We start from the raw sequence: 7,676 nt of genomic DNA, 5'->3' as shown, positions 1-7,676 counted from the left end.
TGTCGATGAATTCCGCCTCTCCCATGGCACCGAGCGCGCCGAACTCGAAGAGTTCGCGCGCGAGTATGCCGGGTCGGCGGTTGCCATCGAAGCAACTGGGCACTACCGCCCGATCTACGAAACGCTTGACGAGCACATGGACGTTACGCTCGTCAACCCGAGCAAAACACGTGTGATCGCCGATGCGAAGGTCAAAACCGATCGTGTTGACGCGAAGATGCTTGCGCATCTTCTGCGTGCAAACCTCGTCGCTGAAAGCTACGTTCCACCCAAGGATGTGCGCGAACGACGTGACCTCGTTNGCGAAGATGCTTGCGCATCTTCTGCGTGCAAACCTCGTCGCTGAAAGCTACGTTCCACCCAAGGATGTGCGCGAACGACGTGACCTCGTTCGCGCACGCAAGGCACTCGTCGAAGACCGAACTCGGGAGAAAACCCGTGTCCGAGCAGTTCTCAAGCGAACTGGTAACCAATACAGCCGCGAACTATTCGGCCCAACCGGGCGTGAGTTCCTCGCGGAACTCACGCTCTCTGAGGTCGATCGAGCGGTTCTTGAGGCACATCTCGCGGTGATTGATACGCTAAACGAACAAATCACGAAGCTCGACGAGCGTATCGAAGACACCGCTGCTGCGCGTCACGACGCGCAGCTGCTCATGACCATCCCCGGCGTGAGTTATTTCACGTCGCTGCTGATCACGTCTGAACTTGGCGAGATCGACCGGTTTAGCAGCGCAAAGAAGGTTATTAGCTACGCCGGGCTTGATCCATCCATTCGGCAATCTGGCGACAAAGAGGTACGTGGTGGAATTTCGAAAGAGGGCTCAGCGCCGTTGCGCTGGGCCCTCGTTCAGTGTGCCAACGTGGCTGTACGGTTCGACGACTACCTAGGACAGTTCTACAACCGCCTGAAACAGCGGAAGAATCACAATATTGCAATCGTTGCAACAGCTCGGAAAATGCTCGTTGCAATGTTTCACATGCTCAGCCGTGAGAAAGTCTACAATCCGCCAACAGCATAGTCGCTGAGTGGCACCATCGCGGTGCCACTCAGCAGGGCATTCGCCCATTGTTAGCAACTGCTANAAGTCTACAATCCGCCAACAGCATAGTCGCTGAGTGGCACCATCGCGGTGCCACTCAGCAGGGCATTCGCCCATTGTTAGCAACTGCTACCGCTTTCAAGATAGCCTCCGCCTGAGGGCTGTTTCCACTCAATTGTAGCGACGTCGTGCGATTCTACGTCACCAACACGCGCCGGACACCATCGACGACGAAACAGCTATGAGACGATCCGTGGTTTGGTCAGTCGCAGGATTCTCATAGGTGTTGAAANACCAACACGCGCCGGACACCATCGACGACGAAACAGCTATGAGACGATCCGTGGTTTGGTCAGTCGCAGGATTCTCATAGGTGTTGAAATCCTTCAGAGTTGATATTAGAAAGTGCTACTCTTCCACCCGGACTATACGGTTCCGGCGGAAAACGGGTTTCTCAGGAAACCGCAAGACGTCGAGGGGGTTCAACAGAGCCAATTCTATATATGATTCTTAGTACTCTGTTCCTTCTACAGATGAATTTTACATTTTAATACCATTCTCGAATTAGTTATATAAAATAAGAACGCACCATGGACTGCAGACCCAGTAACATCAAGCAAAAGAAGGAGGATGTATCCAGCCGTCGTCGGAGTAATGTCTAGTCACCTTCGTCATCCTCTTGTTGCTGTTATCGCAGCGCTCATATTGACGCTTCCATGGATGGGTCTATTTTTCTCGTACGGTGGATATGGGACCGTCCATCCGGGTGAGAACCTTGGCCCGGGAGTAGCCGTTCTTCTAGCGGGATTTGCCATTCTTGGGGCAGCGTTTTTGCTCGCGTGGGCAGCCGAAACTGCCGAAAAGGATGTCCCACAAGCGTTTGCTATCGCAGTTCTCGCAGTATTAGCAGTGGCTCCGGAGTATGCAGTCGATGCTCTTTATGCGTGGCAGGCCGGTGCTGGATCAAGCGAGGCTGCTAATCTTGCGGTAGCCAACATGACGGGTGCAAATCGTATTCTTATTGGTCTCGGCTGGTCTGGTATTGCCCTGTACAGCATTGTTCAGGCCAAACGCACGGCCGATCCAGTAGTTAAACACCGTTCAGGATTCCTTGCAAACGTCGTCGGACTCGATCAAGAAATCTCTACTGAGATTGTTTTTCTTNCGGCCGATCCAGTAGTTAAACACCGTTCAGGATTCCTTGCAAACGTCGTCGGACTCGATCAAGAAATCTCTACTGAGATTGTTTTTCTTCTTGTAGCTACGGCGTTCGCATTCTTCGTCCCTCTCAGTGGTGGTATCGGACCGGTTGATACACTCATCCTTGTTGGTATCTACGTACTCTATCTATTCGTCATTATTCGCAGTGGCGTTGATGAACCTGAGGACCATGTTGGTGTTCCGGCATACTTTCAGCAGTATCCGAAAGTAAGCCGTGTGTCGCTTGTGATCTTTGGATTTGTATTTTCAGGAGCGGGAATTTTTACTGCAGTCCACCCATTTGCAGAGGGACTCGAACAGGTAGGTCTTCAGTATGGAATCCCCGAATTCTTCATGATTCAGTGGCTCGCACCACTTGCTTCCGAGAGTCCAGAGCTTATCGTTGTTGCTTATCTCGTCAATAAGGCGCGCTCAACTGCGGGATTCAATGCACTCATTTCCTCGAAGCTCAATCAATGGACGCTGCTTATCGGAACTCTTGCTGTCGTCTACTCGCTCTCAGCTGGTGCTATTGGAACACTGCCGTTCGATTCGAAACAGGCTGCAGAAATTTGGATTACTGCCGCTCAGAGTTTCTTCGCGATAGCTCTTCTAATTGATTTCGAGATTAGTATCCGAGAAGCACTCGCTCTTCTTCTTTTGTTCGTGACACAGGTCCTCGCTGAATTCTATGTGATCCGGAACTATACTGAGCCAGCTGCGACAACTCTCAGTATGGAGATCCTCTATATCTATACTGCCATCTATCTTGTTCTTGGAGTAGGATTATTCATCCCTCGCCGCGAAAGCCTCTATAGACTCATCAGACGTACTGTTACAACTGCTCAGCAGGCACTCGGGACCGGACCGAATCCCGCTGACAGCGCGGATTAATACAGGATATACTACGATAATTATGAGAAAAAAGTGAAGAAGAATTATTATAAAGAGTCGAATAGATCATATTACTAAATTCATCTATGGGAGATCTTACAGAGATTGCATTTCGATTTATACGTCTATATGGGCCGCTCGCATTAGCAATATTCGCCTTTCTAGAGACATCAATGCTCTTTCCGTTTCTCCCTAGCGAAGTTGTTGTTCCAGGGACAGCTGCGCTGCTTATTACTGATCTCATGTCTCTGTCTGTATTTACCATAGCTGCTGGTGCTGGTGGAACAATAGGTGCATTTGTCCCGTTCTATGCATTTCAACGCACTCGAAATATAGAGAGTAACTGGCTTCGTCAATATATTACTGTCTCAGATGAGCATATCGACAAAGGAGAGAACTGGTTTCAAAAATGGGGGGAATCCTCAGTACTGTGGGGACGATTCCTCCCTGGGCTTCGCTCAGTTGTTTCTATCCCAGCTGGATTTGTCCAAATGAGTTCGACGCGGTTTGGGACCTTTACAGCAGTGGGTACCACTGCATTTTATGCAGCTACCGGATCCGTTGTCTACTATGGCCGTCAGCAATCGCTGTTCACGACAGCAGTCNCCAGCCAAGCCTCACTGTAATCAGTATCTTGGTCCTCTCCGGAATTGGGCTCTTCATGGTGAGAGTTTCTATAGGGATACATGATTAAGCGCTTAGTGAACTATCCCTTCATATTTGATCCCGTTAGCCGCTCGCTGAAGACAAGACGATTATAGATATAGGGTCGACGACGTTCGGCAGTTTCAGCGATTGAATCCATACAACCGTTTGTTCCTAGAACGGAACCCCTATTGAATTGACGCTCTTAGGAGCTGGTCATGAGACGACGTGAGGCACTCGCTACGGGGGCGATGGCAATTACAGCGAGCTTCGCGGGTTGTTTCGGCAATAGTGAAACAACGGCCGACGGCTACGGCCCGGAGCCAGAGTCGGTTCCCAATGAACGATCGATTGACACCGATTCTTACGAGACAAAGAAATTCGACGGTATCGATGTTCCATTAGCATCCATTGACGACGTCTTCTACTGGTACCAGCGACAGGAAGCACGGATCGCTGATGCGCGCCAGTCCGACCAATACAAGCAGGCGCACATCGCTGGTGCAGTGCTAAGTAGTGCGCCAGACGGCGGTTCAAACGATCCGGTCGCAGATTGGTCCAAGGACGATCGAATCGTTACCTACTGCGCCTGTCCACACCCCCTCTCAGGGTTACGCGCGGCGTCCTTGATCGACAACAACTATGAAGAAGTATACGCCATTGATGAAGGATTCATTTCATGGCTTGACCGCGGCTACCCAGCCAAGGGGACAGAAGTGAACGCCGACCGGGCAACCTATAAGATCCACGGTCAGTCCGATCCCGCTTACGCCGGTGAGTTCGTCATTCTCGAGCAACTTGAGGCTGACCGTGCCGAAGCAGCACCAATCCAGGATGACGGATCTTACACTCTTCAGCTTCACTATGCCGGGAGTTCTAATGATCGGTTCGCGGTCGAGACACCTACATATCGGATTGAGGGGTCGCTCAAAGAGTTGACTGGTAGCGTTGTCACGACCTGAGATACCGTTCTTCGACTATATTGGCCAAACGTCTGTAGTAGCTGGTTAGCGTGCTTTCAGTATTAGGGCATATCAGATACTGGTACGGTTGGAAAATCATTTTTCATACGTAGGAATAGCAACCGGTGTCGGCTCACCAGGTGCCTATTGGTATCCGTCCTGTTCGGGACGCATGCGTTGTGGAGGACACTACTCGCTTCCTTCGTCGGTCTCCGGGTTGAAGTGAATGGTCTCCCTCCCGGCGTCGTAGACATCGTCCCAGTCTTTGTCCTCGTCGAGAAGGAAGACCTCAACGGTCAACTGCTCATGCTCACCGAACTCCGCTAATCCGTCGGGCCGAACGGGGATGTGGAAGGGGCCGTTTTTGGTCATCTCAATCTCGCCCGTGCGCTCGACGATCTTCTGGTTATCTGTTCCCTCATTGATCTTCACGAAGAAGTATGGTTCTCCAACTACGTCTCCGTGTTCGGGCGGATCAACGCTTTCCATGCTGGTATTGGCGACGACTTCGAGGTTAAAGTTCGAGTAGCCCTCGCCGTTGCTCGCTGATTCGGTATCGACGAATTTGATCCTCTTGATCCGATCTGCGCCGTCATCCTTTCGCTCGAGGGGTCGATTCGGTTCTTCTGGGGGTGACCACTCTGCATCTGCCGTGTTGTCTCTCTTATTGGTTTTCTCGCTGACCCCGCTGCCAGATTCGTTGTCCTCAATTTCGTTTTCATCGGTTCCGTCACTAATCGAGTTTTCGTCGCTCTCGGTCTTTTCACCAGAACCGCTTGTACCCTTGTTGGACCCGTTTGAACTCCTCTCATCAGATTCGTTGTCCAAATCACTCCCGTTGCCGTCAGGTTCATCATCCACGCTCTCTGGCCTGTTTGCATCCCCCTCGGTATCGTTTGAGGAATCGTTTGTCTGCGGTCCGAGTCCGGCACACCCCGAGAGCGTGATGAGTAGCACGACTACTAGTACGATAACGGTCTTGAATTGCATTGTTCCCAGTCATTCTGTAGCGTCCCGAAATAACCATCGTATCCGGAGTCATCAGTTTGAATAGCAGAGGGCGCAAACCGGACTGCTGACTGGAGGTGCCGTTAACTTAGTGACTCAGCTTTACACGTTGAAGTAGGAGCGTAAGAAGCAACCCAAAGGACGATAGCACCGTCGTTACTAACAGCGGAATATGCCGACTAGGTTGAACGGACGGGATAAACCAGCAGGGAATGGCGGGAGGCATGCTGAACTGCTCTCAGCGCTTGATTCACACGACCTTGCATCCACGATTGATCCGATTGAGGATAGTGATACTGCTGACTCCGATGTTGATCAACGTGCAGACCCGGCGGACGTGTTCCCACAATCTGTTGCGAGTGGCGGCCCGACATCGACAGGAGTGATTTTGTGGACACGTCTTCATCCCGAACAGTTCGATCCAAATGAATCCCTCACAGTACAGGTGGCAACTGATATAGAATTTGCTGATATTGTCTTTGAAGGCGCTGTGACGGATGAAATCCGAATTAAAGCCCACGACTACACGATTAAAGTCGATCTCGACGGCCGCCTTGAATCCGATACCGAGTATTACTATCGATTTATATACAATAGCGTTGCATCTCGAACCGGACGTTGTCAGACACTTCCCACTCCCGATAGTTCCCCAGAATCTGTCAGTTTCGCGGTGTTGACCTGTCAGAACTACCTGAACGGCTACTTCCCTGCACTACATTACGTTGCCGAAGAGGATGTTGACTTCGTTCTTCATCTTGGTGATTTCATCTACGAGAGCGAGGACGGTGCGTTCAAAGGACTTGGTTCCTACGAGTATGAAGGACGAGAGAAACAGTTGCCGAGCGGGCGTGACCGCGTCTGGTCACTAGAAGACTACCGATATCTGTACCGAACATATCGATCGGACCGGTTCCTGCAGGAGGCCCTAGAAAATCACACGCTCATTGCTAGTTGGGATGACCACGAGATGGTCAACGACATCTACTGGGATCACACGACGGATGCACCAGCTGGTGATCATCCGCGTGGCGATGATCCTGAATTCATGAGTGAGTTAGTCGCAGACGGCATCCATGCATGGTGGGAATTCATGCCGGCACGGGTGAGTTACAATCCGGGCGGAGAGTCGTTACAAGAACGGATTCAGCTCTGGCGGGAGTTGGAGTTCGGTGATCGGTGTCACCTCTTGTTAACTGATGAACGGCTGTTTCGTGATCCGCCGCGTGAGGCAATTCCAACAGCGGACAACGTCGGTCCACATCGGGAGCCGCCGGGAAGAACGATGCTTGGAGAAGAGCAGCGGGAATGGTTGATCAAGGGAATAACGACCGACGAAGCACAGTGGACTGTCTGGGCCGACGAAGTCTTGACATCGCCGTTCCGGTTCGGATCGGGACCACTATCTGTGTATCCGGTGCAGGGCGGCTGGGATGGGTATACGCGGGAACGACAGCGCATCACAGAAGCGATCGCAGCCGAAGCTGTCGAGAACTTCGTTTCAATTACAGGCGATATGCATTGCTGCATCGCAGCATATCTGCAGGACTCGTATCCTGGGCGTGTAAGCGGTGGTAGTGGAGTCGCACAAGGTAAGCGCATTGGTGTGGAATTTATGACACCAGCAACGACGTCGCTGAACGCGGCGGAGGCACTGCACCTAACGCGTGGCCTCCGCAACCGCCTAACGAAATCTATATTGTCTCGTCTTGTTGAGTGGATGAATCCACACATCGAATTCTTTGATAGCCATCACTGGGGATACTCTGTCATAGAATTCACGCCGGAGGAATGCCGATACGTAGCGTATGCCGTTGATAAGACTGAAAATAGTGATGATGCCGACAAAACAGTGATCACAGCGTATAGAGTCTCCGACGGCACCAAAAACTTAGTCGAGATTACCGAGGACTACATATAACGATTA

At 51.4% G+C, this 7,676-nt stretch carries 7 protein-coding genes; 6 read left to right on the top strand and 1 reads right to left on the bottom strand.

What is annotated here, in order from left to right:
- Nucleotides 1-85: 85 nt before the first annotated feature.
- The 5 genes from C492_RS23555 to C492_RS07950 all read left to right on the top strand — a co-directional run bounded on the left by C492_RS23555 (nt 86) and on the right by C492_RS07950 (nt 4,744).
- Nucleotides 86-346, top strand: coding sequence for an IS110 family transposase (locus C492_RS23555; RefSeq protein WP_449289501.1), 261 nt, complete (start codon nt 86-88; stop codon nt 344-346).
- Nucleotides 276-1,022, top strand: a complete 747-nt coding sequence (locus tag C492_RS07960) for an IS110 family RNA-guided transposase (protein WP_008422160.1) — start codon at nt 276-278, stop codon at nt 1,020-1,022. The genes C492_RS23555 and C492_RS07960 overlap by 71 nt, the downstream gene beginning before the upstream one ends.
- A 675-nt stretch (nt 1,023-1,697) precedes the next feature.
- The gene (locus C492_RS07955; protein WP_049892853.1) at nt 1,698-3,137 is read left to right on the top strand and encodes a sodium:calcium antiporter; all 1,440 of its coding nucleotides are present in this window, start codon (nt 1,698-1,700) and stop codon (nt 3,135-3,137) included.
- A gap of 86 nt (nt 3,138-3,223) precedes the next feature.
- On the top strand, nt 3,224-3,763 hold the full coding sequence (locus tag C492_RS22445) for a DedA family protein (protein WP_008422156.1): 540 nt from the start codon (nt 3,224-3,226) through the stop codon (nt 3,761-3,763).
- 237 nt (nt 3,764-4,000) lie between these two features.
- Complete coding sequence (locus tag C492_RS07950) at nt 4,001-4,744, top strand: rhodanese-like domain-containing protein (RefSeq protein ID WP_049892852.1); 744 nt, start codon at nt 4,001-4,003, stop codon at nt 4,742-4,744.
- 189 nt (nt 4,745-4,933) lie between these two features.
- Here the strand turns inward: C492_RS07950 and C492_RS07945 are convergent, their stop codons facing one another.
- Nucleotides 4,934-5,734, bottom strand: coding sequence for a hypothetical protein (locus C492_RS07945; RefSeq protein ID WP_008422153.1), 801 nt, complete (start codon nt 5,732-5,734; stop codon nt 4,934-4,936).
- Between the two features lie 202 nt (nt 5,735-5,936).
- On the opposite strand from C492_RS07945, the gene C492_RS07940 reads away from it, so the two are divergent.
- Nucleotides 5,937-7,670 carry an alkaline phosphatase D family protein gene (locus tag C492_RS07940; RefSeq protein WP_204365603.1) on the top strand — a complete coding sequence of 578 codons (1,734 nt, stop codon included), beginning with the start codon at nt 5,937-5,939 and terminating at the stop codon, nt 7,668-7,670.
- The last annotated feature ends 6 nt before the right edge of the window (nt 7,671-7,676 follow it).

The organism is Natronococcus jeotgali DSM 18795 (assembly GCF_000337695.1).
GTDB classification, from domain to species: domain Archaea; phylum Halobacteriota; class Halobacteria; order Halobacteriales; family Natrialbaceae; genus Natronococcus; species Natronococcus jeotgali.
The sequence above is the reverse complement of the archived record's forward strand: the minus strand, read 5'-3'. Positions and strand labels throughout refer to the sequence as shown.

What these genes read in the sequence shown, in the direction of transcription:
- C492_RS07950 (WP_049892852.1), top strand. Translation starts at nt 4,001, where the DNA reads ATGAGACGACGTGAGGCACTCGCTACGGGGGCGATGGCAATTACAGCG.
- C492_RS07945 (WP_008422153.1), bottom strand. Translation starts at nt 5,734, where the DNA reads ATGCAATTCAAGACCGTTATCGTACTAGTAGTCGTGCTACTCATCACG.